Here is a 25,174-nt window from a genome sequence, read left to right as displayed (position 1 = left end):
GACTTTTTGCCTAAAATAACTAAGAAAGAAACTTCTCATCAAGATAACTTAAATATATACTAATTCTCTTATTTTTAAACGATTTCTCATCATGAATTGCACGATCAAAAACCTGAATTTGACTTGTTATAATGCTACAATTATTATTTGCAACTTCTAATACGCCACTATCAATTACAACCTTCTTTTCTGTTTGGTTACTCATTTTAACAGTAATCATACCAGGCAATAAATAAATTAAGTAAGGAGCATGGTGAGCTAAAATCATAAGCTCCCCTTCGAGCCCAGTTACTGAAAGAGAAACCACTCCACTGAATGAAATTTGATCATCAGGAGAGAAAAATTGCACTTTAAAAGTATTCATAATCTTTAACTTTTATTTAGCTTCAGCTTCTATTAATTCAGCCTTTTTTATTGCTTCATCTATATTCCCCACCATATAAAAAGCAGCCTCTGGTAAGTGATCATATTTGCCTTCAACAATCCCTTTAAAACTGGAAACAGTATCAGAAAGTGAAACAAATTTACCAGGCATGCCAGTAAATATTTCTGCAACGTGAAAAGGTTGAGAAAGAAATTTCTGAATCTTACGAGCCCTATCAACAATAATTTTATCTTCATCAGATAGCTCATCCATACCAAGTATTGCGATAATATCTTGCAGTGATTTATAAGTTTGCAATATACGTTTCACCTCAGAAGCTACATTATAATGTTCTTCAACAATGATTTCAGCAGATAAAGACTGAGAAGTTGAATCAAGTGGATCAACAGCAGGGTATATTCCCATTTCAGCTATTTGCCTTGACAACACTGTGGTTGCATCAAGGTGAGAGAATGTAGTTGCTGGGGCTGGATCAGTCAAATCGTCCGCAGGAACATATATAGCTTGCACAGAAGTAATAGAGCCAGAAGTTGTTGAAGCTATTCTTTCTTGCATTGCACCCATATCAGTTGCAAGGGTTGGCTGATAACCAACAGCTGACGGTATTCTTCCAAGTAAAGCAGAAATTTCAGAACCAGCTTGTGTAAATCTAAAGATATTATCCACAAAAAATAGAACATCTTGGTTTTCACGGTCACGAAAATACTCTGCCATAGTAAGTGCTGTTAAAGCAACTCTAGCCCTTGCTCCAGGAGGCTCATTCATCTGACCATAAACCAAAACAGCTTGAGATTTTTCATGCTCATTTATATTTATTACATTTGAAGTGATCATCTCGTGATAAAGATCGTTACCTTCACGCGTTCTCTCCCCTACCCCGGCAAACACAGAAAATCCTTTATGAGCTTTTGCTATATTATTAATTAATTCCATTATTAGGACTGTTTTACCAACACCGGCTCCACCAAATAAGCCAATTTTTCCTCCTTTAAGATAAGGTGCAAGAAGATCTATAACTTTTATTCCCGTAACTAAAACTTCTTCCTGTATTCTCTGTTCAGTAAAACTTGGAGGTGCTCTGTGTATAGGCTCTAAGTTATACTTTCCCTTCAGTGGACCACACTCATCTATAAGCTCTCCAACAACATTAAAAATCCTTCCTAAAGTTGAACGCCCAATTGGCACCGATATTGGTGCACCTGTATCAACAAATTCATCCCCCCTTGACATGCCATCTGTGCTATCCATAGCAATACAACGAACTATATTGTCACCTATATGCTGCGAAACTTCTAAAACCAGCTCCTTATCCTTATATTTTAGTTTGCTTTTTAAAGCATTAAATATTTTAGGCAATTCACCTTCAAATTTTATATCAACAACTGCTTGAGTTACCTTAATCGCTCTACCTATATTCATCTCTTTATTTTTATCACCTAACACTATAATTCCATAAAAGAACTTCTAAAGAAAATAAATTTTATATTATTAATAGAAATTTTGCAACATTAAAACGCTTACTAGTTACGCTTCATTACAAACAATGCAAATGCATTTAATAGCCAAGTAATAATAAACAATACTAAACTAAGCGCATAAGCAGCAAGAGTTTGTACACTATTGAAATCCTGATCTCCGGTAAGTAATGTAGCGATCTGCACGGTAATGGTAGTAACTGAATTAAGAGGGTTAAAAGTCAAATTTGCGTTGATTCCCACAGCCATTAGCACAATCATTGTTTCACCTATCACTCTTGAAATTGACAATAAAATTGCACTTAAAATTGTAGGCATTGCATAAGGTATTGTTATATGCCATATAGTTTCCGCTGGAGTTGCACCAAGTGCCATGAAGCCATAACGCAAGCTTTTTGGAACAGATCTTATGGCATCTTCGAGTAAAGAAATAATAAAAGGAAGAATCATTATCCCAATCGATAAACCGGCAACTAAGGCACTTTCTGAGTGTATACTTAAACCAAAAAAATTTGCTACCTGCTTTATAAAGAAAGACAAAAACACAACCGCGAAATATCCATATACAACCGTAGGAATAGCAGACAAAACTTGCAAAGTTGTATTAACAATATAACGCACTTTCTCACTCGCATATTCACTAATATATATTGCAGAAAATAAACCAAGCGGAACGACAACTAACATTGCTATAATAGTTATAAGTAATGTACCAACTAAAAGCGGCGCTATACCAAAACATCCTATCTTCTCTTCATTGATAGTGACTACATTGTGGCCCCATTTCAAGCAAAACAAGAATTCTGAAATAGCTACTTTATTAAAAAAACTAATGGATTGAATAAAAATAGACAGCATTATAAATAAAGTGATAAAAAATGATATGGCCAAAGCCACAAATAACGAAAGTTTTATTATCTTATTTCTTTTATTTTTAAAGATAAAAGCAAGCATGAAAAAAAGTAACGCTATAGAAATAAAAGTTACAAAACAATTATTATAGAATACTAACAACCAAGTTAGCATCCATACACAACTAAGATATAGATAAGATTTAACCTTATTTACTTCTTGAAACCTACTAAAACAAAATAAAAGGATTAGTAAGACAGGTATGACTATCACCGAATTCATTCTTCCATGCATCAAATTTTATTCTACGAAAATGTCATACAAGTTCACCATTATTTGACAATAAAGTAAAACAATTTAAAATAAATAATTATATTAATATAAAAACAATGAAGAGAACATTTCAACCAAAAAATTTGATAAGAAAGCGCAGACACGGATTTCGTTCACGTATGGCAACAAGAGCTGGAAGAAAAATCCTTAATAGGCGCCGTTCATTAGGGTGTAACAAATTATGCGCATAGTAAGTATAAAAAAAAAGATTTTTCTTCTGCTTTCAAAAATAAGTTAGCACTCAACAGTCTTTTTTATCGTGGGCTTTATATATCACTGTACGCTATAAAAGAAAGAGAACCTGAAAAGTACATTCATACTATTAGAGTAGGTCTGGCTATCAGTAAAAAAACCGGAAAAGCAGCAAAAAGAAATAAAATAAAAAGGCAACTACGAATGCTTGCTAAAATTAACATTTTAAATATAAGTAATATAGGGCACTACTACATAATACTAACTCATAGAAACATTATGCAAGCAAGTTATAAAAATTTACAAAAAGATCTAACTATTTGCTTAAAAAAGATAAAATAAAAAAAAATCTCAATTAAGGTATTTACAACTATATTTTTTATGATAATATAGGTAAAATTTTTAAAAATAGTTAATGGGTGTGGTGAATGGTAGAGCATATAAAAGAGGTAAATAACACAGGCTTTGGTCAGATGTATCAATTCTTATTTCTTCCTAAAGGAACAGGAACAGATTGGAGGTCAGCATTTCGCCAACAAGAAGAATTATTTAAAAAAGTGGGAGGTAATGTAATATTACCAGAAATCAGTAATTCTCCTTCAAAAGGGAATCAATTAGGGGAAGTAGGAACAATGCTAAATAATGTAGAAAATGACCAAGAACATATAAGAAAAAAAAGATATCGTAGTTAAAGTAAAAACTTAAAGAATAGTAACAAAACAAGAAAGTTAAAATATAAGTATACCTACTGTCTAATTAACAAAGAAATTTTTATAAACTTGGCGGCGACCTACTCTCCCTTTTCAAGTACCATCAGCGCTAAAAAGTTTCACTTCCGAGTTCGAGATGAGATCGGGTGGTTCATTTTTGCTATAGCCACCAAGTCAATAAAAATTTCTAACTTAACAATTTTAACTTAATATTTAACACTGCATACACACATATAGAAAGCAAATAAATCAATCAGGCTATTAGTACTAGTTAGCTTCACATGTTACCATGCTTCCACACCTAGCCTATCAACGTGGTAGTCTTCCACGGCCTTAATTGGGAAATCTTTTTGAAGAGGGTTTCTTGCTTATATGCTTTCAGCAATTATCCCATCTATACATAGCCACCCAGCGATGCTATTGGCATAACAGCTGGTACACCAGAGGTATATCCATCTCGGTCCTCTCGTACTAGAGTCAGACCTTCTCAAATTTCCTTCACCCACGGCAGATAGAAACCGAACTGTCTCACGACGTTCTAAACCCAACTCACGTATCACTTTAATCGGCGAACAGCCGAACCCTTGGGACCTTCTTCAGCCCCAGGATGTGATGAGTCGACATCGAGGTGCCAAACGGTGTCGTCGCTATGAACGCTCGAACACCATCAGCCTGTTATCCCCGGCGTACCTTTTATCCGTTGAGCGATGACCCTTCCATACAGAATCACCGGATCACTATGACCGACTTTCGTCTCTGCTTGGCTTGTCAGCCTCGCAGTCAGGCAAGCTTATGCCATTATACTATCAAGCTGATTTCCGACCAGCTCTAGCTTACCTTCGCACGCCTCCGTTACTTTTTAGGAGGCGACCGCCCCAGTCAAACTACCCACCATACAATGTCCTAGTTCCAGATAATGAAACATAGTTAGATATCAAAAGTGTAAAGGGTGGTATCTCAAGGTTGACTCCATTATAGCTAGCGCCATAACTTCAAAGTCTCCCACCTATCCTGCACATCACACTTTTAATAGCAATGTAAAGCTATAGTAAAGGTGCACGGGGTCTCTTCGTCTAACCGCGGGTACCCCGCATCTGCACGGGGAATTCAATTTCGCTGAAGTGATGTTGGAGACAGTGGAGAAATCGTTACGCCATTCGTGCGGGTCGGAACTTACCCGACAAGGAATTTCGCTACCTTAGGACCGTCAGTGTTACGGCCGCCGTTTACTGGGGCTTCAATTCGGAGCTTGCACCCTTCCTATTAACCTTCCAGCACCGGGCAGGCGTCAGACCCTATACTTCCACTTACGTGTTTGCAGAGTCCTGTGTTTTTAGTAAACAGTCGCTACTCCCTATTTTGTGCCACCTACTCATAGTTGCCTAAAAGCAGGTTACCCTTCTTCCGAAGTTACAGGTATAATTTGCCGAGTTCCTTCAACATCATTCTTTCAACACCTTAGTATACTCTACTCATCCACCAGTGTCGGTTTGCGGTACGGCCTCATAAATATAAGTGCTATTTCCTGGAGCTTCTTTTAAGCATAGATCAATCCAATAAGATCTATACAAATACGAAACCCGTCACACTTAAGAGGTTTAGGAATATTAACCTAATTGCCATCGACTACTCCTTTACGGACTCGCCTTAGGAACCGACTAACCCTACGCAGATTAACTTAACGTAGGAACCCTTAGATTTTTGGTGAGAGTGTTTTTCACACTCTTTTACGCTACTTATGTCAGCATTCTCACTTCCGATATCTCCAGCAGTTTTCACAAACCACCTTCACAGACTTACGGAACGCTCCGCTACCGCGCCTATTGATCGAAATCAATAAGCACTCACATCTTCGGTATACAGCTTTAGCCCCGGTACATTTTCGGCGCAGAAAAACTTATTTAGACAAGTGAGCTGTTACGCTTTCTTTAAAGGATGGCTGCTTCCAAGCCAACCTCCTAGCTGTAATGGTTTTTCTACTTCCTTCCCCACTTAGCTGTAATTTTGGGACCTTAGATAGTGATCTGGGTTGTTTCCCTCTTCACCACGGACTTAGCACCCGTAGTGTGCCTGCTGTATAATTAATTGTTGGTATTCGGAGTTTAGTTAGATTTGGTAAGACGGTGAATCCCCCTAGTCTATCCAGTGCTCTACCCCCAACAACATACATACAACGCTCTACCTAAATAGATTTCGCGGAGAACCAGCTATTTCCAAGTTTGATTGGCCTTTCACCCCTAATCACAACTCATCCAATAATGTTGCAACATTAACTGGTTCGATCCTCCAGTGTGTTTTACCACACCTTCAATCTGGTCATGACTAGATCACTTGGTTTCGGGTCTAATCCATAAAACTAAAACGTCCTATTCAGACTTGCTTTCGCTACGCCTACACCTAACGGCTTAAGCTTGCTTCATAGATTAACTCGCTGACCCATTATGCAAAAGGTACGCTGTCACTCTAAATATCAATAAATTGATATAGAGCTCCAACTGTTTGTAAGCACTTGATTTCAGATTCTATTTCACTCCCCTCCCGGGGTTCTTTTCACCTTTCCCTCACGGTACTTGTTCACTATCGGTCGTTAAGGAGTATTTAGGCTTGGAGGATGGTCCCCCCATATTCAAACAGGATTTCACGTGCCCCGCTCTACTCAAGGATTTAAAAACTTTCTACTTATACAGGACTATCACCTTCTATGGTTACTATTTCCAGAGTATTCTAATTCTTATTCTTAAATCACTAGCCTTTTCCGCTTTCGCTCGTCACTACTAACAGAATCTCGGTTGATTTCTTTTCCTTTGGCTACTTAGATATTTCAGTTCACCAAGTTTGCTTTACATACTTAGTACGTAATAACTAGCTAAACTAGTTGGGTTTCCCCATTCGGAAATCTGCGGATCAAAATTTGTTGACAATTCCCCACAGCTTATCGCAGCCTGCCACGTCCTTCATCGCCTCTTAACGCCAAGGCATCCATCAAGTGCTCTTAATAATTTATTTATCCGACTATATGCAGAATATGCAGAGTTAAATATTATTAAAATTGAATTGAGATTAAATTAATCTCTACCATAAAACTTGTCAAACATCTAAAAACTAAATTAATCTTTTATATGTTATAACCTAATAAATAATATGTCAACGCCTTTTTGCACAAAACATTTACTTATATTATCAACAACAATATACTAGCAATCCTAAACAGTATAATCTGAGAAATATGTGGTAAACTTATATATACAGTAAAAATTAATAAAAAAGATATTTTGTAAGATAAAATGTGTTAAAATCAATTGCCTAAAAATGATAATAAACATTCGGAGTATTTCTAACGTATGAAAAGTAATCTCTCTTTTATAAAAAACGTTGCTTTAAATTGTATGTCTAAGCTCATTGGCGTATTAAATATTAAGAAAGTAAAACACTTCATTGTGAATAAATATAATACTCTTCATAAAGAAATGACAGTGCTTCTTAAAAAATCTAAGAACCTGTTAAACACCAACATTGAAATCGGTTTATATCACTTTTATAAAGGTAGCATATCAGATGGAAAGTTACGATTTTGGTTAATTAGCATATTTTACCCCCATTTACCTATAGTCTGGTATAACATCGGAAGGTGTCATTTTGCGGTAGGGAATACTAACAAAGCTTATAATTATTTAACAAGGGCACTAAAATTAGATAATGACCACGAGGAGGCGTCTTACTATATAAAAAAAATGACAAACTCAGCGCCTATTACAGAATTGCCAAAAAACCTCATAAGACAATATTTTGATTACACAGGTGAATATTTTGTTGAGCATTGGTTGATTGCCAAACAATATAGAGGGCATGAACTTGTACACATGATAATTACAAAAATCTTCAACAACTCCACTTCTGAGCTCAATATACTCGACCTTGGTTGTGGAACTGGAATATGTGGTCATTTCTTGAAAATAAATAGTATTGGAAACCATATAACAGGAATTGACATTTCAAGTAGAATGCTAAATATCGCAAGAGGATGCTTTATAAAAGGTAAGCCTGTTTACAATGAATTAATACATATGGAAATGAAAGAGTTTCTTAAACAAGAGAAAAACCAGCAGTATGATGTAATTATCTTTGCTGAAGTGCTACATTATCTACATGACTTTCAAGAAGAGTTGGAATTAGCAAAAAGATCTACGAGCAAAAAAGGAGTTATTGTATGTTTAATGAGAAGAAAGGAAGGTGAAGGTATTGACTTTGTAAATAAAGGAGACTATTTTCGTCACTCAGAAAGTTATGTTCAACATGTTGCAAAAGAAATAAATATGCAAATAAGTTATATGAGTTACTGTAAAATATATGGCAGTCAGGTTGACGGTATCTTGTTTGCATTACAGCATCAACAAGAAAATCCGAAAAACCTAACTTAAAAATCGCTCAAAATGACTTTTAAGTATCTATATATAATAAAAGAATAAAAGGAACTTTATGAATAACATTACCATTAATTACGCAAAGGACAGCAAATTAACCGACTTTGGAAAAGCAGTTCTATCAGACAGGTATTTAATAGAAAATGAAAGTTATCAAGACCTCTTTGCACGTATTGCTAATTACTATTCTGATAATAAAGAACATGCGCAGCGTCTTTATGACTACATGAGCAACTTGTGGTTCATGCCTTCAACACCAATACTCAGCAATGGTGGCACTAAGAGAGGGTTACCTATCTCTTGCTTTCTTAATGAAACCGAAGACAGCTTGCAGGGAATAGTTGATCTATGGAACGAAAATGTTTGGCTTGCTGCACGTGGAGGAGGCATAGGTAGTTATTGGGGAAATTTACGCTCAATAGGCGAAAGCGTAAAGGGTAGCGGCAAAACATCAGGAATTGTTCCATTTATTGTAGTGCAAAATGCTCTAACGCTTGCAATTAGTCAGGGATCCCTAAGGCGAGGAAGTTCAGCAGTCTACCTTCCTGTATCTCATCCGGAAATAGAAGAGTTTCTAGATTTACGCAAGCCAACAGGCGGTGACCCAAATCGCAAAGCGTTAAATATACATCATGCTGTAATAGTAACAGATAAATTTATGCAGGCTGTTGAGAATGATCAAGAATGGAATTTAATAAGCCCTCACAACAATAAGGTTATTTCAACTGTAAAAGCGCGGGATGTATGGATCAAAATATTAACAGCAAGAGTTGAAACTGGAGAACCTTACATTATTTTCCTTGATGCAACAAATAACAATAAGCCAGAATCTTACAAAAAGCTCAACTTAGACATCAAGATGTCAAATCTATGCAGTGAAATAACTTTAACCACAGGTTATGATCACCTGAATAAGTCACGCACTGCTGTGTGTTGTCTATCATCCGTAAACCTTGAGTACTACGAAGAATGGAAAGACAATAAACTCTTCATAGAAGATATAATGCGCTTTCTTGATAATGTATTGGAAGATTTCATAAATAAAGCACCGAATGAAATGCAGCGAGCAAAATATTCTGCAGCCAGAGAACGCAGTATTGGTCTTGGTGTGATGGGCTTTCACTCATTTTTACAAAGCAAAATGGTTCCTTTTGAATCAGTAACAGCACAACAATGGAATAAAAAAATATTTAAGTATTTACGCGAGCAAGCAGATATAGTTTCTAAAAAATTAGCAGAAGAAAAGGGAGCATGTTCTGATGCCAAAGAAGTTGATCTAATGGAAAGGTTTACACACAAACTCGCTATTGCTCCTACTGCCTCGATCTCCATTATTGCAGGTAATACCTCTCCTGGAATAGAACCATATGCAGCAAACGTATTCATACAAAAGACACTTACAGGCTCATTTGTAGTGCGAAATAAATTCTTGCAAAAACTATTAGCAGAAAAAAATCAAGACAATGATAAAATATGGTCTTCAATTTCAACAAACGAGGGTTCCGTTCAGCATTTAGATTTTCTTAGTGAGCATGAAAAATTGACATTTAAAACAGCGTACGAGCTTGACCAAAGATGGATTATAGAACATGCAAGTGATAGAACTTCGTATATTTGTCAATCTCAATCAGTAAATCTGTTCTTACCTGCCAACGTACATAAACGTTACTTGCACAAAATACACATGCTTGCTTGGAAAAAAGGATTGAAGAGCTTATATTACTGCAGATCACAATCAATGCAGAGAGCCGATAAGGTCTCGCATGACATATTCAAAAAAAGTGAAATATTGCAACAAAAAACAGATATTGACTACGATGAATGTCTGTCATGCCAATAGCGGCCTTACTCAGAAAAAGTAGAGAGAAAGTTAAGCAAATGGGTAAATAGACTTCTTGCATAACCATATAACGCACTTTTATTGGGAATAGAAACGAAAAAACTTCCTTGACAAACTCCGCCAGCCCTCTTATCATAAAATTGAAGCTATTTATTTATCTTCTCTGTACAGATTAAATGACAAAAAAACTCACGTATCTGGCGTCTCATGTTTAATTTTTTGCACTATGTGCACCTTATGTCTTTATAAAACTTCTACCTACATAAGCTGAAACGCGCTTATAAAGCGTTTAAAACATAAAAAAACGCCAACTTAAAAAATGGATAGTGAATAACTAGCTACCCTAGGGTTTCTTTTGCCTTTTTTTCTGTTTAGTAAATTTCTTAAACATTTATAGCTAAGGTTAGTTGCATTTAAAAGCAGCTGAGTCGCGGTTATTAAGCGTTTAGAATAAAAAAACGCCATACTTGAAAGTATAATGTAAGTAATTAGCCAACTACGGGGCTTCTTTTGCCTTTTTTTTCATTTGGTAAATTTCTTAAACATTTATGGCTAAACGACAATCGTCATCCCGCTACTTGTTAGCGGGATCTATTGCCGAGATACCGCGAATGAATCGCGGTATGACGGTTCGCGGTGGCATGACGATAAAGTTTATACCTCGTCATCCCGCTGCTTGTTAGCGGGATCTCTTGTTAGCGGCTGAGATACCGCGAATGAATCGCGGTATGACGGTTCGTGGCAGCATGAAGATAATCCCGCTACTTGTTAGCGGCTGAGATACTGCGGCGGTATGACGTAGATTGCTGTCATTCCGCTACTAGTTAGCGCCGCAGCGGTATGGTGTAGGAAAATTAGCTATATAGCTAACTTGTACCACGCGTTAAAGCTTTTAAACAGGTCTTGGTTTACTTACTCCATTATTTTCTTTATTATCAGATATCATTTTAAATAATATGGAGGAGCAAATTGTCAGCAATTGCCATTATTGATTTTGGTTCACAGTTTACACAGCTTATCGCAAGACAAGTAAGAGGAATGGGCGTTTATTGTGAGATATTTCCAAGCAACATCAGTTTTGAAACAATATCAAAATTCAATGGGTTTATTCTCTCTGGAGGACCACAATCTGTAAATGATGATTGTTCTGAAACAAGTAGAGTAGTACATGAAATTATAAAACTTAATGAGGCAACAAACGTTCCTATACTTGGAATATGCTATGGACAGCAACTCATTTGTCATTATTTTGGAGCAAAAGTAAAAGAGAGTTTCAAACAGGAGTTTGGTAGAACTAAAATCAAGATACTAAAAGAATCCCCCATTGTAAAGGATACCTGGGACGTTAATTCTGAAGTGGATGTATTAATGAACCATGCGGACAGTGTTGATACTATACCACATGGATTTACTGTTATTGCATCAGGTGTAATAAATCAAACAATTGCAATGATTGTCAACGAACAGCGGAAGATTTACTGTACTCAGTTCCATCCTGAGGTTAAGCCCACAACAAATGGCAGTAAATTGCTCTCTAACTTCTTGGATATTGCAAATTGCGAAAGGGACTGGACAATGAAGTCGTTTATTGAGGAGCAAAAGGAAAAAATCAAAAATGTAGTAGGAGAGAAAAAAGTAATCGCTGCAGTGAGTGGTGGGGTTGATTCAAGTGTTGCAGCGGCTCTCACACATAAAGCTATAGGAAAACAATTGAACTGTATTTTTATCGATACTGGGTTGTTACGCAAGAACCAAACCATCGCTATGTTGAAAGAGATTCCGATAAATTACGTTGATAAATCAAATTTATTTTTGAGTAGGTTGAAGGGAATAACTGATCCAGAAGAAAAGCGAAAAATTATCGGTAACACTTTTATTGAAGTGTTTGAAGAAGAAGCAAAAAAAATAGGTGATGTGGATTTTTTGATGCAAGGTACCATCTACTCTGATGTAGTTGAGTCAGGGCATGCCTCAGACAACACTAGCACAATTAAGTCTCACCATAATGTTGGTGGGTTGCCAGAAAAGATGAATCTGAAGTTAGTGGAGCCTTTACGTTACCTCTTTAAAGATGAGGTAAGGCTACTTGGAAAAGAAATTGGGCTTTCAGACGAGATAATATTTCAACATCCATTTCCTGGACCCGGACTTGCAGTGAGGATTATAAGTGAAGTCGATAAAGAAAAGGTGCAAATATTGCAAGAAGTAGATGAAATATATATTAATACGATGAAAAATTACGATCTATATGATAAGATATGGCAAGCTTTTGCTGTATTATTACCAATAAAAACTGTAGGCGTTATGGGAGATGGTCGTACGTATGGATATGTTTGTGCTTTAAGGGCTGTAACATCATCTGATGGTATGACAGCCGATGCATTTCCATTTGAAGATAAGGATCAACACTTGCTAGTATTTTGGGATTTTTTACGCAATGTCGGCAGTATAATTGTTAATAATGTTCCCGGAGTAAATAGAGTTGTGTACGATATAACTTCCAAGCCACCTGCAACCATCGAGTGGGAGTAAATTAAAAGTCTAGTCATCCTGCTACTTGTTAGCGGGATTTATTGCCGAGATACCGCGAATGAATCGCGGTATGACGGTTCGCGGCAACATGACGATAACCTCGTCATCCCGCTACGTGTTAGCGGGATCTATCCGCAGCAGTATGACGTAGGACTGCTGTCATCCCGCTGCTTGTTAGCTGGATCTAGAGATACCGCGAATGAATCGCGGTATGACGGTTAATTTTCTTTATTTTGCTTATAATTTCCACAAGCAGTGCAAACATAAATGAAGAATACAAATATCCTTTTGGTAATTCTATATGAAATCCATGAAGTATGAGGTACACACCGACAAGTAAAATAAATAAAATGGCGATTATTTTTAACCCTGGGTTAGATTTGATTAACTGGGCGGTATAACTTGATAAAAACAGCATTGCTAGCATGGAAAATGTAAATGCTGTAGCAATTATTACCATGTTATAAGTTAGTGCTATAGCAGTTAATATCGAATCAACCGAAAAAACTAAATCTATTAATATAATTTGTAGCACAACTAAAAAAAATTTTGATTTAACGTTTGCTTTCTTTTTATTTTTCTTACATACAAAGATGTCATCCCGTAACTCCATAGAGCTCTTAACAATAAGGAATAATCCCCCTGCGATCATAAGTAAATCCCTTGCTGATGCAGTGTGAAATATAGGTTTTTGCATTGACAATATAGATGATGTAAAAAATAGTATTACAAAACGCATTAATAGTGCTAATCCAAGGCCCATAAGGCGCACTCTTTCTCTCAGCGCATTTGGTACCTTATCTATTGCTAGAGAAATAAAGATTAAATTGTCTACACTAAGTATAGTTTCAAGTAGTGTAAGTGTCAGTAAAGTCCAAGCATCAGTTAGCATTTTTGTTTCAAATTCGGTTCTTCTTACTCTACAATAGATGTGTAAAAATTAAGTGACTTCACTCAGAAGTTTTATAGCAGTTCTCCAGAAAAACAGGATATATAAAGTTCAGCAGCTTCTTCTATTTTCGTTTTTGAGCAAAATCAATAATAAGAGAGTTTCTTATTTTCATGCACGCGAATAAGATAAAGCCTTATTTTCATTTTTGACTTTATTTGAAAATAATATATACTATAAAAATAGTGTGCTAGGTTGAATGAATGTATATTAAAGGATCACCATCAGGCAAAGTATTCGCTGGTTATCAGGCATTTATACCAAGCCCCTTGCCACCAAAATTTGAATGGGACAATGATTTAGTTAATAGTCTTTAAACCCTTACTTTACTATAAGGAAAGTGGTTGAAAACTTAGGTGTCGTATTTACAACAGCCCAAAGAGCAATCGTAAAGCTTGAAGATTTAGGCATCGTTTCACAAACTTCTCAAGGAAAGAGAGATCGGGTTTATTGTGCAACTGATATTTTGAATATTCTAGAAGAACCAACTAAGATTACAGAGAACTTCGATAGCACATTGTAGCTATTATGATGAATAAATTCAGCAAACAGCAAGCTTAAAGAGTCTGATCCAATGGACATGCTGAACAAAAAGTAAGGAGCTCCTTTTGGAGGATTATATTAACTTATTAATTAATTGCTTGACTTTTAGCAGGATTTATTATATTATTTATTAATGAGCAATGCAATCAAACCAAGGAGGATAGCATGATAAATAATTTGGATTCAATAATTCTTGGAATAAAAGATGGTGAAAAGGCGATTGAAGATTTAAGGGTTGTTCTTAAAAAAAGAAAAGAAGAAGTTATTACTACACAGACATTTAATTACGCTTTACAATGCCCACAAACTACAAAGGAAGCGATAGTACACGAAATTCTGCTTCATTTTATACAAAATCCTGGCGAGCAATCACTAGAACAAGTAATACAATACTTAGATGGAGCAATACAATCTAGGATATATGCAAAAAACAACCCAATAAGAAATCTAGATGAAGAATTTCGTACTCATATAAACTTTAAAGATGAAGAGGGAAATACATTACTACATCATGCAGTTATAGGTAATAAAACTGAAGAAATAACCACCCTTCTTGTTACATATAGTGCAAATCCTTTGATACAAAACGCGGATAATAAAATTCCTTTAGATTTAGCTCAAGGAGAAACAAAAGAAGTGCTTATTAAAAGTATGAAAAAACAAGCTAATACGAAAAAAGAAAGCGCTATGGTAGGCAGTTTGGTGCCTGGCGTAATAATTGGTGGTTTTCTTGGTGTTGTACTTGGAGCTGGTGTGTGTGTTGCAGTAAGTCTTTCTGGTGGTATGATACTAGGTGTAATGATAGCATCTTCTCTTGTTGCTAGTATAGCTATTGGACTGGCCATGTATTTTTTGAGTCAAGACTATGAACAGGCTAAAGCGATAGAAAAAACTATTAGCACTGTTAGCTCTGAAATATCTGTTGAGAGGTTGTCCGGAAATAAGTAAAAGGCTATAATATCTGAAATTTTAGTACGGGGTAAAGATGAGAAAAAAGTATCCAACAGATCTAAGCGAAAGGGAATGGGCAAGAATAGAAAAACACTTCAGAGTATCATACAAGAAAGGAGGAAGGCCGCCAAAGTATAGCAAAAGAGAAATATTAGAAGCAATTTTCTATGTATTGCGTACAGGGTGTCAATGGCGGTATTTACCAAATGATTTTCCGCTATGGAAGACTGTGTATGAGCAGTTCAGGCAATGGAAGAAGCAGGGAATTTTTGAGAAAATGAATTATGAAATTACAAAATATAGTAGAAGAAAAATAGGAAGGAATGAGCAGCCGAGTGCCTGTATAGTAGATAGTCAATCTGTAAAGACTACAGAAAAGGGAGGATCAAAGGCTATGATGGAAGTAAAAAAGTAAAGGGTAGAAAAAGGCATATAATTACAGACACTCAGGGTTTTATACTAGGTTGTTACGTAGGCGCTGCTAACGAAAATGATAGAGATGGTATTAAAATAGCATTAAACAATATGAGAACAAAATATACTAAAGTTAAAAAAATGTGGGCTGACATGGGATACCAAGGAAGAAATTTAAAGAATCACATAAAGGAAGAATATGACATAGATATTGAAATTGTTAAAAGGCCTCCATGTAGATTTTGGGTGCACAAAGATACGCCACCTGAGCTACTACCAACAAGAGAACAAGGGTTTAAAGTACAGCCAAGAAGATGGGTTGTAGAAAGGACTTTTGCTTGGGTTAATAGGAATAGAAGGCTATCGAAGGAGTATGATTTACTCACAACATCCACTGAGAATTTCATATACCTAGCTATGAGTAGGGTTATGTTAAAGAGGGAATATGCTTGAATTTACTAGTTTCCGGACAACCTCTAGTAGCGGAATGATGAATATGTCGTTTTTCAAATTGTCGTAAGTCACTTTTTAGCTATAATACACACAAGGAGGGTGTCATCCCAGTGCCCCTATGATGTCATCCCAGTGCTTGACACTGGGATCCAGAAAAGTTTGCTTGTAAACTAGCATGGAAAGTAGCTGATCTTACACTAAATGAATGTTTTTGATGAGTTTGCATAGAAGCTGGATTCCAGCGTCACGTGCTGGAATGACAACTGCGTTTTTTGTTTTTTTGTCATCAAATACTCCTACTCTTTATGTCATCCAAGTGTCCTGACTACTTGGATCCAAGAAATTTAATTGTTTTAAATTTTTCCCTCTATACACCTATTTAAAATTTATGTTATCCACATGTGCAATATAATCTATAATAACGTTTATCAATACAATATATTAAAAAATATTATGAGCTTCGTGAAAGAAAAAAACACCCCTGTGATGGAGCAGTATTTGAACCTGAAAGCTCAATACAAAGATCATCTGCTATTTTATAGGCTAGGAGATTTTTATGAATTGTTTTTCAATGATGCTATTAAAGCTGCGAAATTGCTGAATATAGTGCTAACCAAGAGAGGTAATTCGTGTGGGCAGGACATACCAATGTGTGGAGTGCCAGCACACAGTAGTGAATCTTACCTACACAAGCTAATAGATTTAGGATTCAAAGTAGCAATCTGTGACCAATTAGAAACTGCTGATGAAGCAAAAAAGAGGGGCTATAAATCCATAGTAAAACGTGATGTAGTGCGAGTTGTAACTCCAGGTACAATTATAGAAGATTCACTACTGGAGGATAAAAGCAATAATTATCTCGCGTCCATAGTTGAACAAAATGACGAATATGCTATTAGTTGGCTTGAATTATCGACGGGAAAATTTTTTCACACTTTAACGAGTTTGAAAGCTCTAGATAGTGATTTATTGCGTATATCACCAAGAGAATTATTAATTTCTGAAAAATTCACTGAGGACGAAAAAATTAGATCGGTTTTAAAAAATTATAAAATATCAATTACGCAACACGCACAGAGCTTTTTTGAGTATAGTAAATCTCACAGAACGTTATGCGAGTTTTATAAAATCAGGGAACTTGGGAGTATAGGAAATTTCAGCAAAGTAGAAATCATGGCGTGCGGTGCACTGCTTGAATATGTCAGAGTAACACAAAGGGGCTCTATTCCAAGGCTTGAATTCCCAAAAACCTATAAGCAACAAAATTTCATGCTTATTGATGCTTCAGCAAGGAGAAATCTTGAGTTGTTTTCAACTCAATTTGGTGAAAAGAAAGGTTCACTAATTTCAGTTATTGATCATACAGTTACAGCTTCTGGTGGACGCCTGCTCAAACAAATGCTCGCTTCACCCCTTGCTTGCTCCAAGGCAATCAATTTGAGGCTCAGCACCGCTCAATTTTTTGTAAATAATCATGAGCCACGCAGAAAAATACGAGAGATATTATCTAACATTCCGGATATTGAGAGGTCTTTATCGCGCTTAATACTAGGGCGTGGTTCACCAAAGGATATGAACCTATTGAAAATAGGCCTAGGAAAGACTTTAGAATTGTCTGAGTTCTTATGTAAAATTGAATCAGGTGAAAATGGATCTCTCCCACAACAATATGTCATCCAAACTGAGATCCAGCCAGCGTCACGCGCTGGAATAACAGTAAAATCAGACGAGAGTGAACTAAGCACAATACATAAAAGCCTTGGCAATCATAAAGACCTATTTGAACTGTTAAATAGTGCTATACTTGATAATAACCTCAGTTCCGTGAAAGAAGGAGGGTTTATTCACTCAAAATACAACTCAGAATTATCTGAGTTATCTTATATATTGAACAACAGTAACAAGTTGGTAACTAAGCTCCGTGAATCTTATCGCGACCTAACTGGCATTGCCGCACTCAAAATATTGCACAATAATATACTCGGTTATTACGTTGAAGTATCAGCAAATCACAAAATAACTTCGGATATATTTATTCATAGGCAAAGCTTAGCAAATAGCATGCGCTACACTACTAATGAATTGAAAGAACTAGAAAATAAAATTCTTACGGCACGTGATGCTGCAATCGGCTTAGAAATGAAAATTTTTAGTGAACTGTGTAGTGAAGTTGCTAAAGAGTCTGAAAAAATTGCTCTTGCTGCAAATGCTTTGGCAAAACTTGACATTAGAACCGCGTTTGCAGAGCTTGCAGTGCAAAATAATTACGTAAAACCCATTATTGATGACAGCAAAGAGTTCAATATCTGTAGCGGAAGACATCCAGTGGTTGAAGTTAACAATAAATTCATTGCAAATAGCATCAATTTAGCTGGTATACATCTAATTACTGGTCCTAATATGGCTGGAAAAAGCACTTTCTTGAGGCAAAACGCTCTCATTGCAATTTTAGCTCACATGGGGTCATTTGTGCCAGCAGAGAGTGCACATATTGGAGTGATTGACAAAATATTTAGCAGGGTTGGTGCAACAGATAATATAACAGCTGGTTATTCCACCTTCATGGTAGAAATGATCGAAACAGCAACGATAGTAAATCAGGCAACGGACCTTTCCTTGGTGATACTTGATGAAATTGGTAGGGGCACAGGGGTGTATGATGGATTATCTATTGCACAGGCGGTGATTGAACATATTCACAATGTAAATAAGTGCCGCGCCATTTTTGCAACTCATTATCATGAATTAACTAAAGTAAGCAAATACTTGAAGAACGTGAAATGTTTTTGTGTAAAAATAAGAGAGTGGAACGGAGAGGTTATCTTTCTACATGAAGTAATTGAAGGCATTGCAGATGAGTCATATGGAATACATGTAGCAAAACTTGCTGGTTTTCCTGATTCTGTTTTAAATAGAGCAAGTGAAGTGTTTGAGGAGCTGAAGGCTTGAATCATTATTATAAGTGAAGAATTACCTATACAATCGTGGTAGTAGCTATAGAAACGAAAAACTTACTTGACACCCTTCGCCAGCGCCCTTATCATGATAGTGAAGCTATTGTATTTGCTTTCGCCAATCTGCAGATTAAAAGGTAAAGATTACTTAATGTATCGGCGTCTTATGTTCAATTTTTTGCAGTATATAGATACTGTATGTCTTTACAAAACTTCATCTACATCTAGATTTTTATCTAAATAAGCTGAACGCGCTTATAAAGCGTTACAAGACATCAAAAAATGCCAATACTCGACAGAGATAGTAAAAGACTAGCTAACTCGGGGATTCTTTGTCTTTTTTTCTGCTTAGTAAATTTCTTAAACATTTGCAGCGTAAGTTAGTTGCAATTAAAAGCGGCTGAATCTCGCTTGTCAAGCGTTTAAAACATAAAAAACGCCAATATTTTAAAGCGGATAATAACCACAGGGCTTCTTTTGCCTTTTTTTTCATTTGGTAAATTTCTTAATGTTTGTGGCTAACATGAACAAACATTTGAGAGTAACTTCCGCTAGTAGGGTGTCATCCCAGTGCCCAGACACTGGGATGACAAAAAAAGGAGGCTACTCGGATGACAGCTAGCCTGACAACCGTCATCCCGCTGCTTGTTAGCGGGATCTCTTGTTAGCGCCGCGGCGGTATGACGTAGAATTTTACACTCACCAATTCAGTGTCCAATCTGGATTCCAGACTGGAATGACACCCTTTTGGATGGAAACCAGTGTCAGGACACTGGGATGACAAGAAAGAGGCTACTTGGATGATACCTATAGCCCTGTCATTCCAGCGCGTGACGCTGGAATCTAGTTCTTATTATATATCCAGAGATTTACTATATTAGTAATATCAAACTAGATCAATTCTTGCTACTTCAATTTTTCTTTCAGTTAATTCCTGCCTGGCACGTTAAGTCTAGCCTTTTATAAATGAACCAGAATTATAATTTATCTTTTAAAAATCTCAAATGTAATAAATTTATGTTTTAAAGGATTTGATATATCAAATTTTATTGTATTTACTTTCTCATCAAAAACTATAGTATTCTCATCTATGTGATATCTGTCTATTTGATATGCTAGTGAAAATGCGTCAAGCTTATCAGAAGTTGGAGGAGATTTATATACCACTACATTTAAAGTTTCTAAGTCTAAGTTCACTCTAACAGTCACAACACCTTGTTCAAACGAACTTTCAAACAAACCTTGAATAGATTCACCATGCATACATGGCGGGTCCATTCTTACAGCAGATATACATCGATTATATATTGCATCCCCTGAACCGTTGTGCATGCACATCGTAAAATCTTTACTTCCTTGAAAAAGGTCTATAAAATCTACCATAACACTTCACCACTACATAACAAACACTTTATAATATTATAAGTAACTAGCAAGCTCCATTACTAATTTCGTAGTGACTCTAATTGCAAAATTTAATATAAGTAGTAAAATAGAACCACTGAATAAAAAACATATGTTAATTAATACAACGTCGGAGCTGGAGGACATAGGTGAGGGGTTGATAGCAAAAAAGCCAAAATTTATAGCAGTTGACACGGAGTTCATTAGAAATAATTTAATCTACTACCCAAAATTATCGTTAATTCAAATTTCTTACGGAGAGAAGAGTTTTATTGTAGACGCACTAGTGCCAGAAATTGATTTATCATTCATTAAGAAAATAATGCTAAATCAGGGGATAACCAAAGTGTTTCATAGCTGCCGGCAGGATATAGAATCCTTACTCACTGTGTTTAAATGTATTCCCACTCCCATTTTTGATACCCAAGTTGCTGCTATGTTTTGTCATTATTATCATGACTTTATTGGTTACTCAAAAGTAGTGGAGCAATATCAAGGAATAGCACTGGATAAAATTAAAGCTAAAAATTCAGATTGGTTAAGGCGTCCGTTGTCCGAAGATCAGTTAGATTATGCAGTAAACGACGTGGTACACCTATATGACCTATACCAAATATTGTGCAATAAACTTGAAGAAAATAATAGGATGGGTTGGTTTCAAGAAGAGATGGAATCAATAGTTGATATAAATAAGTATTTACATAGCCCAAAAGATGCATGGAAGAGGATTAAATTTAATTATGAAGTAAATCCAAGATTGATACTAACTGTTAAAGCAGTTAGTGAGTGGCAAGAAACCTTAGCACAGCGCTATAATATGAACCGTAATAAAATAATCAATAATGCTGTAATAGCTGATTTTATTGAAAAAAATATAGAGCATGTTGATGAAATTTTAGATGATCTCAAGAGGAATGCAAAAAATATAAAAGATGCAGATTTACTAGAGTTTGTGAATATTTTTAATGAAAATGAGAGAAATTGGATGCAGCAAAACAACACCTTATCGAGTAATTATGACAAATCTGTACTTGATATACTCTCAATTATTTTAGATAGTAAATGTAAAGAAAGTAACATATCAAGGAAATTAGTTTCTTCAAAAGATGAGTTAACCGGGTCAATATCTGGACAGACAGATAAATTATTCAAGGGATGGAGATATGATTTTTTTGGCAGGTCAGTTGAATCATTTTTGAACACAAGCTCAAAATTTGAGATTTCAGCAGTGAAATCCGCAAATAATATAACCAAAATTCAGAGTAATTTAGTGGAGAATAACTGTTGCTAAAGTAACTTAGATTTATCGACAATCGTCATCCCGCTACGTGTTAGTGGCTAAGAGATACCGCGGCGGTATGACGGTTAAGTAGGGTGTCATTCCAGTGCTTGACACTGGAATCCAGGAAAATTGATTGTAAACGAGCAAACATTTTCGATAAAATTACCAAAAAGCTAGATCCCAGACTGGAATGACACCACCTACAAATTGCAATGTTCGTATAGTTATGTGCTTGACACTGGGATCTAGAAAATCTAGTTAATATATATAGAGAAACCTTAGCTATAGTTTCGAAAGAAGTCTAATGTGTTTTTGTTATATGATTATAGGTCTAACAGGCGGAATTGGGGTAGGAAAGAGCTTTGTAACTAATTGCTTTCAAGAGTTTGGTGCTGCTGTATTTGATGCTGATTCTGTTGTACACCAACTTTATAAAGTGGATAAAAGCATAATAAGTTATGCAGAGAAAAATTTTCCTGGAGTGGTAGTAAATGGTGAAATAGATAGAACAGTACTGTCTAAATATTTCTTAGCCTACGATGAAAATTGGAAACAATTTCAATCTTTGGTTCACTCTACTGTGCTGCGTGAATTAGAATTTTTTATTGCTAAGGAAAAAAAGATCGATAGAAAACTTTTAGTTTTAGATGTGCCACTTCTATTAGAAACAAAATTTTATTTATATTGCGACCTTATTGTTTTTGTTCATGCAGATAGCGTTGTGCAAGCTCAAAGACTTAACGAACGCAACATAGATAAAGAAAAGCTTAATCTAATCTCCGATGTTCAGTTATCTATTGAGGAGAAAAGGAAGATAAGTGACTTTATTATCGATACCAGTGTAAGCAAAGAGTATGTTTTTTCTCAAGTAAAAGATATAGTGGATTCATTAAACCTAAACACGTAGCTCTACGTCATACCGCCGCGGTATCTCTAGATCCCGCTAACAAGCAGCGGGATGACGGTTGTCAGGATCCCAGCAGCCTCCCTCCCCTGTCATCCCAGTGTCAAGCACTGGAATGACACCCTTCCGGTGGGAACTGCTCTCAAACTACAACAGCGTGAGTAGCTATAGAAGCTCTAATGATACAAGAAAAAATAAACAGCTATCATTTTTTTAGTAATTAAGTAAAATAGAGTGAAAGATTGCGAGGAAGTTTTGAAAAATAAGATAAAAAAGATAGTAATTTCAGGAAAGGAAGTGTGGCCAATCATCGAGGGCGGCAAAGGCATTGCAGTTAGTGATGGAAGATCAAGCGGAGCATTTGCTGCAGCAGATGCTGTGGGTACGTTTTCTGGTGCAAATGCTAAGCTTATTGATGATAACGGCGAGTTGGTGCCGCTGATTTACAAAGGCAGAACAAGAAATGAAAAACACAGCGAATTGATTGAATATAGTATTAAAGCTGGAATTAGTCAGGCAAGAATAGCAAATGAAATATCAAAAGGTCATGGAAGAGTACATATGAATGTACTTTGGGAGATGGGAGCAGCAGAACGCGTGCTTCATGGCATATTAGAAGGAGCGAAAGGTTTGATTCATGGTATTACCTGCGGTGCTGGTATGCCTTATAGGCTTGGAGAAATTGCAGCTAAATATCAGGTTTATTATTACCCTATTATCTCATCGGTGCGTGCTTTTAAAGCATTATGGAAGCGTGCTTACCAAAGAATATCTTCCTATTTGCTTGGTGGAGTAGTGTATGAAGATCCATGGCTTGCTGGAGGGCACAATGGACTGAGTAACAGTGAAGACCCAGAGCTACCACAGGCTCCATTTGAAAGAGTTGCAGAGCTTAGATCTTTCATGAACGAGATCGGTCTTTCAGAAACACCAATTGTTATGGCAGGAGGAGTGTGGCATTTGAAAGATTGGGAACATTGGTTTGACAATCTGCAAATTGGACCAATAGCTTTTCAGTTTGGCACTCGTCCACTTTTGACGAAAGAAAGCCCAATTTCTGCAGAGTGGAAAAAGAAGCTACTCACTTTAGAAGAAGGTGATGTATTTTTAAATAAATTCAGTCCAACAGGGTTTTACTCATCTGCAGTAAAAAATAACTTCATACGTGAGTTGCAGGAACGGAATTCACGTCAAATAAAGTTTTCAGAAAATGCTAGCGAAGAATTTAATAATGAATTTGCAATGGGTAGCAGAGGTAGAAAGATCTACCTTACTGCAAAAGACAAAGAACTGGCAAATACATGGACTAAAGCAGGGTATACAGAAGCAATGAAAACTCCAGATACAACTGTTATTTTTGTGACGCCAGGCAGGTTTGCAGAGATAAGACAAGATCAAATCAATTGTATGGGATGCTTAAGTCATTGTTTGTTTAGCAATTGGAAAGATCATGGTGACCATTCAACAGGACGAAAGCCAGATCCGCGTAGTTTTTGCATACAAAAAACACTGCAAAACGTTATACACGATGGTGATATTGAGAACGAACTCATGTTTTCCGGGCACAATGTGTACAAATTTAAGCAAGATCCATTTTATGAGAATGGCTACGTACCGGCAGTAAAAGAACTGGTGGAAAGGATATTGACTGGGTATTGAGTCAGTGACCTTACCCAGAAAAAGTGGAGAGAAAGTTTGGGATGTTTTTTACAAAAAGAATGATGCATCAAATTGTTCTGGAATGCAATAGTTAATAGTGACGTTGTTTGTTATAAAAAATTTCTATGTATTCAAATATTGCAGTTCTAGTTTGTTGAGCAGAGTGTTGTGAAGTATCAATAAGTATTTCTCTTTTCAATGAGCTAAAGAAGCTTTCTGCAACAGAATTGTCGTAACAACAGCCTTTATTACTCATCTATATTCTTTACAGCTAAGAGATATTGATACCCTTGCGCAGTATATTGTGAACCTTGGTCACTGTGCAGCAGTAGATTTTTAACAGGTTTACGCCTATTAATGGCCATTAATAAAGAGTTCATAACCAATTGTTTATTTATTGCACTACTCATTAACTACCATACGTGAGAATTATTGCTGCCAAATATAGCCATCCCTCCTTGGTTTTGATGTAAGTAATCCCATACTTTATTTGGTTGATCAACAATAAAGTTTTGATCTATAGTACTTCCCAAAGTAAATGATAAAGGTATAATAAGCTATTTGAGTTATAATGGCGTATAGTGTGGATTTAAGGGAAAGGGCAGTATCGATGATAGAAAAAGGGAAGTCAAAGGTTGAGGTGGCAGAGCTTTTGGAGATAGGAATAGCAACTCTGTACCGCTGGTTAAGAAAGAAAGCCGCTGGTGAAAGCCTAAGGCCATCGAAAAACGGCAGCTTTATTCGAAAAATAGACCCAAAAATACTCGAAGAATATGTTAAAAAGAATCCAGATCATACGCTGGCAGAGATGAAACAAAATCTTGGATTTGGAATAAATTCAATTTGGTATAGGCTGAAACAGCTAAGAATTACTTTAAAAAAAAGTTACACTATATCAAGAGCGCAATCAAGAAGATAGGC

General features: G+C 36.1%; 20 protein-coding genes, 2 rRNA genes and 1 pseudogene. 14 read left to right on the top strand and 9 right to left on the bottom strand.

Annotation, left to right across the window (positions count from 1 at the left end):
• Positions 1–19: 19 nt before the first annotated feature.
• The 3 genes from AAGD62_RS02440 to pstC form a co-directional block, all read right to left on the bottom strand.
• Complete coding sequence (locus AAGD62_RS02440; RefSeq protein ID WP_006279902.1) at positions 20–364, bottom strand: F0F1 ATP synthase subunit epsilon; 345 nt, start codon at positions 362–364, stop codon at positions 20–22.
• A gap of 12 nt (positions 365–376) precedes the next feature.
• The gene (gene atpD, locus AAGD62_RS02435) at positions 377–1,804 is read right to left on the bottom strand and encodes a F0F1 ATP synthase subunit beta (RefSeq protein WP_341812775.1); all 1,428 of its coding nucleotides are present in this window, start codon (positions 1,802–1,804) and stop codon (positions 377–379) included.
• Between the two features lie 101 nt (positions 1,805–1,905).
• Entirely contained in the window at positions 1,906–2,994 is a 1,089-nt protein-coding gene (gene pstC / locus AAGD62_RS02430; RefSeq protein WP_038199744.1) for a phosphate ABC transporter permease subunit PstC, read from the bottom strand.
• Positions 2,995–3,101: 107 nt separating this feature from the next.
• Here pstC and rpmH point away from each other — a divergent pair, with 107 nt between their 5' ends.
• The 3 genes and pseudogenes from rpmH to AAGD62_RS02415 all read left to right on the top strand — a co-directional run bounded on the left by rpmH (position 3,102) and on the right by AAGD62_RS02415 (position 3,929).
• Positions 3,102–3,236 (top strand): 50S ribosomal protein L34, encoded by a 135-nt coding sequence (gene rpmH / locus AAGD62_RS02425; protein ID WP_006279898.1) that lies wholly within the window; start codon positions 3,102–3,104, stop codon positions 3,234–3,236.
• Between the two features lie 67 nt (positions 3,237–3,303).
• Positions 3,304–3,579, top strand: a pseudogene (rnpA, locus tag AAGD62_RS02420) (ribonuclease P protein component); the annotation flags it as partial.
• An 86-nt stretch (positions 3,580–3,665) separates the two neighbouring features.
• The gene (locus tag AAGD62_RS02415) at positions 3,666–3,929 is read left to right on the top strand and encodes a hypothetical protein (RefSeq protein ID WP_077188558.1); all 264 of its coding nucleotides are present in this window, start codon (positions 3,666–3,668) and stop codon (positions 3,927–3,929) included.
• An 85-nt stretch (positions 3,930–4,014) separates the two neighbouring features.
• On the opposite strand, the gene rrf is transcribed toward AAGD62_RS02415, so the two are convergent.
• Both rrf and AAGD62_RS02405 read right to left on the bottom strand, forming a co-directional pair.
• Positions 4,015–4,121, bottom strand: a 5S ribosomal RNA gene (rrf, locus tag AAGD62_RS02410).
• A gap of 66 nt (positions 4,122–4,187) precedes the next feature.
• Positions 4,188–6,953, bottom strand: a 23S ribosomal RNA gene (locus AAGD62_RS02405).
• 335 nt (positions 6,954–7,288) lie between these two features.
• Here AAGD62_RS02405 and AAGD62_RS02400 point away from each other — a divergent pair.
• From AAGD62_RS02400 to guaA, 3 genes are all read left to right on the top strand, one after another.
• Positions 7,289–8,365, top strand: coding sequence for a class I SAM-dependent DNA methyltransferase (locus AAGD62_RS02400; RefSeq protein ID WP_155968961.1), 1,077 nt, complete (start codon positions 7,289–7,291; stop codon positions 8,363–8,365).
• 58 nt (positions 8,366–8,423) lie between these two features.
• Entirely contained in the window at positions 8,424–10,208 is a 1,785-nt protein-coding gene (locus tag AAGD62_RS02395; protein ID WP_155968963.1) for a ribonucleoside-diphosphate reductase subunit alpha, read from the top strand.
• A 969-nt stretch (positions 10,209–11,177) separates the two neighbouring features.
• Positions 11,178–12,740, top strand: a complete 1,563-nt coding sequence (guaA, locus tag AAGD62_RS02390) for a glutamine-hydrolyzing GMP synthase (protein WP_155968965.1) — start codon at positions 11,178–11,180, stop codon at positions 12,738–12,740.
• A gap of 184 nt (positions 12,741–12,924) precedes the next feature.
• Here guaA and AAGD62_RS02385 read toward each other — a convergent pair whose 3' ends face one another.
• Complete coding sequence (locus AAGD62_RS02385; RefSeq protein WP_038199715.1) at positions 12,925–13,632, bottom strand: TerC family protein; 708 nt, start codon at positions 13,630–13,632, stop codon at positions 12,925–12,927.
• 397 nt (positions 13,633–14,029) lie between these two features.
• Here AAGD62_RS02385 and AAGD62_RS02380 point away from each other — a divergent pair, with 397 nt between their 5' ends.
• From AAGD62_RS02380 to mutS, 4 genes are all read left to right on the top strand, one after another.
• Positions 14,030–14,212 (top strand): hypothetical protein, encoded by a 183-nt coding sequence (locus AAGD62_RS02380; protein ID WP_006279522.1) that lies wholly within the window; start codon positions 14,030–14,032, stop codon positions 14,210–14,212.
• Between the two features lie 185 nt (positions 14,213–14,397).
• Positions 14,398–15,180, top strand: a complete 783-nt coding sequence (locus tag AAGD62_RS02375; protein ID WP_341812761.1) for an ankyrin repeat domain-containing protein — start codon at positions 14,398–14,400, stop codon at positions 15,178–15,180.
• A 37-nt stretch (positions 15,181–15,217) separates the two neighbouring features.
• Positions 15,218–16,050 (top strand): IS5-like element ISWpi1 family transposase gene (locus tag AAGD62_RS02370; RefSeq protein ID WP_094189578.1). Its coding sequence is split into 2 segments (ribosomal slippage): positions 15,218–15,587 and positions 15,587–16,050, totalling 834 coding nucleotides; the frame shifts between segments, so codons are not numbered across the junction.
• 453 nt (positions 16,051–16,503) lie between these two features.
• The gene (mutS, locus tag AAGD62_RS02365) at positions 16,504–18,999 is read left to right on the top strand and encodes a DNA mismatch repair protein MutS (RefSeq protein WP_155968971.1); all 2,496 of its coding nucleotides are present in this window, start codon (positions 16,504–16,506) and stop codon (positions 18,997–18,999) included.
• A 989-nt stretch (positions 19,000–19,988) separates the two neighbouring features.
• On the opposite strand, the gene AAGD62_RS02360 is transcribed toward mutS, so the two are convergent.
• On the bottom strand, positions 19,989–20,387 hold the full coding sequence (locus AAGD62_RS02360) for a hypothetical protein (RefSeq protein WP_007548550.1): 399 nt from the start codon (positions 20,385–20,387) through the stop codon (positions 19,989–19,991).
• 133 nt (positions 20,388–20,520) lie between these two features.
• Between AAGD62_RS02360 and AAGD62_RS02355 the strand changes: the two genes are divergently transcribed.
• The 3 genes from AAGD62_RS02355 (at position 20,521) to AAGD62_RS02345 (ending at position 24,253) form a co-directional block, all read left to right on the top strand.
• Positions 20,521–21,699, top strand: a complete 1,179-nt coding sequence (locus tag AAGD62_RS02355) for a ribonuclease D (RefSeq protein WP_151808068.1) — start codon at positions 20,521–20,523, stop codon at positions 21,697–21,699.
• A gap of 310 nt (positions 21,700–22,009) precedes the next feature.
• Positions 22,010–22,597, top strand: a complete 588-nt coding sequence (coaE, locus tag AAGD62_RS02350) for a dephospho-CoA kinase (protein WP_155968973.1) — start codon at positions 22,010–22,012, stop codon at positions 22,595–22,597.
• Between the two features lie 252 nt (positions 22,598–22,849).
• Positions 22,850–24,253, top strand: coding sequence for an NAD(P)H-dependent flavin oxidoreductase (locus AAGD62_RS02345; protein ID WP_213863474.1), 1,404 nt, complete (start codon positions 22,850–22,852; stop codon positions 24,251–24,253).
• Positions 24,254–24,344: 91 nt separating this feature from the next.
• Here AAGD62_RS02345 and AAGD62_RS06855 read toward each other — a convergent pair whose 3' ends face one another.
• Both AAGD62_RS06855 and AAGD62_RS02340 read right to left on the bottom strand, forming a co-directional pair.
• Positions 24,345–24,509, bottom strand: a complete 165-nt coding sequence (locus AAGD62_RS06855; protein WP_010082072.1) for an IS3 family transposase — start codon at positions 24,507–24,509, stop codon at positions 24,345–24,347.
• Positions 24,502–24,663, bottom strand: coding sequence for a DDE-type integrase/transposase/recombinase (locus AAGD62_RS02340; protein ID WP_010082071.1), 162 nt, complete (start codon positions 24,661–24,663; stop codon positions 24,502–24,504). Before AAGD62_RS02340 ends, AAGD62_RS06855 begins: the two co-directional genes overlap by 8 nt.
• Before the next feature lie 161 nt (positions 24,664–24,824).
• Between AAGD62_RS02340 and AAGD62_RS02335 the strand changes: the two genes are divergently transcribed.
• Positions 24,825–25,172, top strand: coding sequence for an IS630 transposase-related protein (locus AAGD62_RS02335; protein ID WP_155968342.1), 348 nt, complete (start codon positions 24,825–24,827; stop codon positions 25,170–25,172).
• Positions 25,173–25,174 lie beyond the last annotated feature (2 nt).

It is taken from the genome of Wolbachia endosymbiont (group A) of Eristalinus aeneus, from assembly GCF_964026915.1.
GTDB lineage: Bacteria > Pseudomonadota > Alphaproteobacteria > Rickettsiales > Anaplasmataceae > Wolbachia > Wolbachia pipientis.
This window is presented reverse-complemented; position numbering and strand designations above follow the sequence as displayed.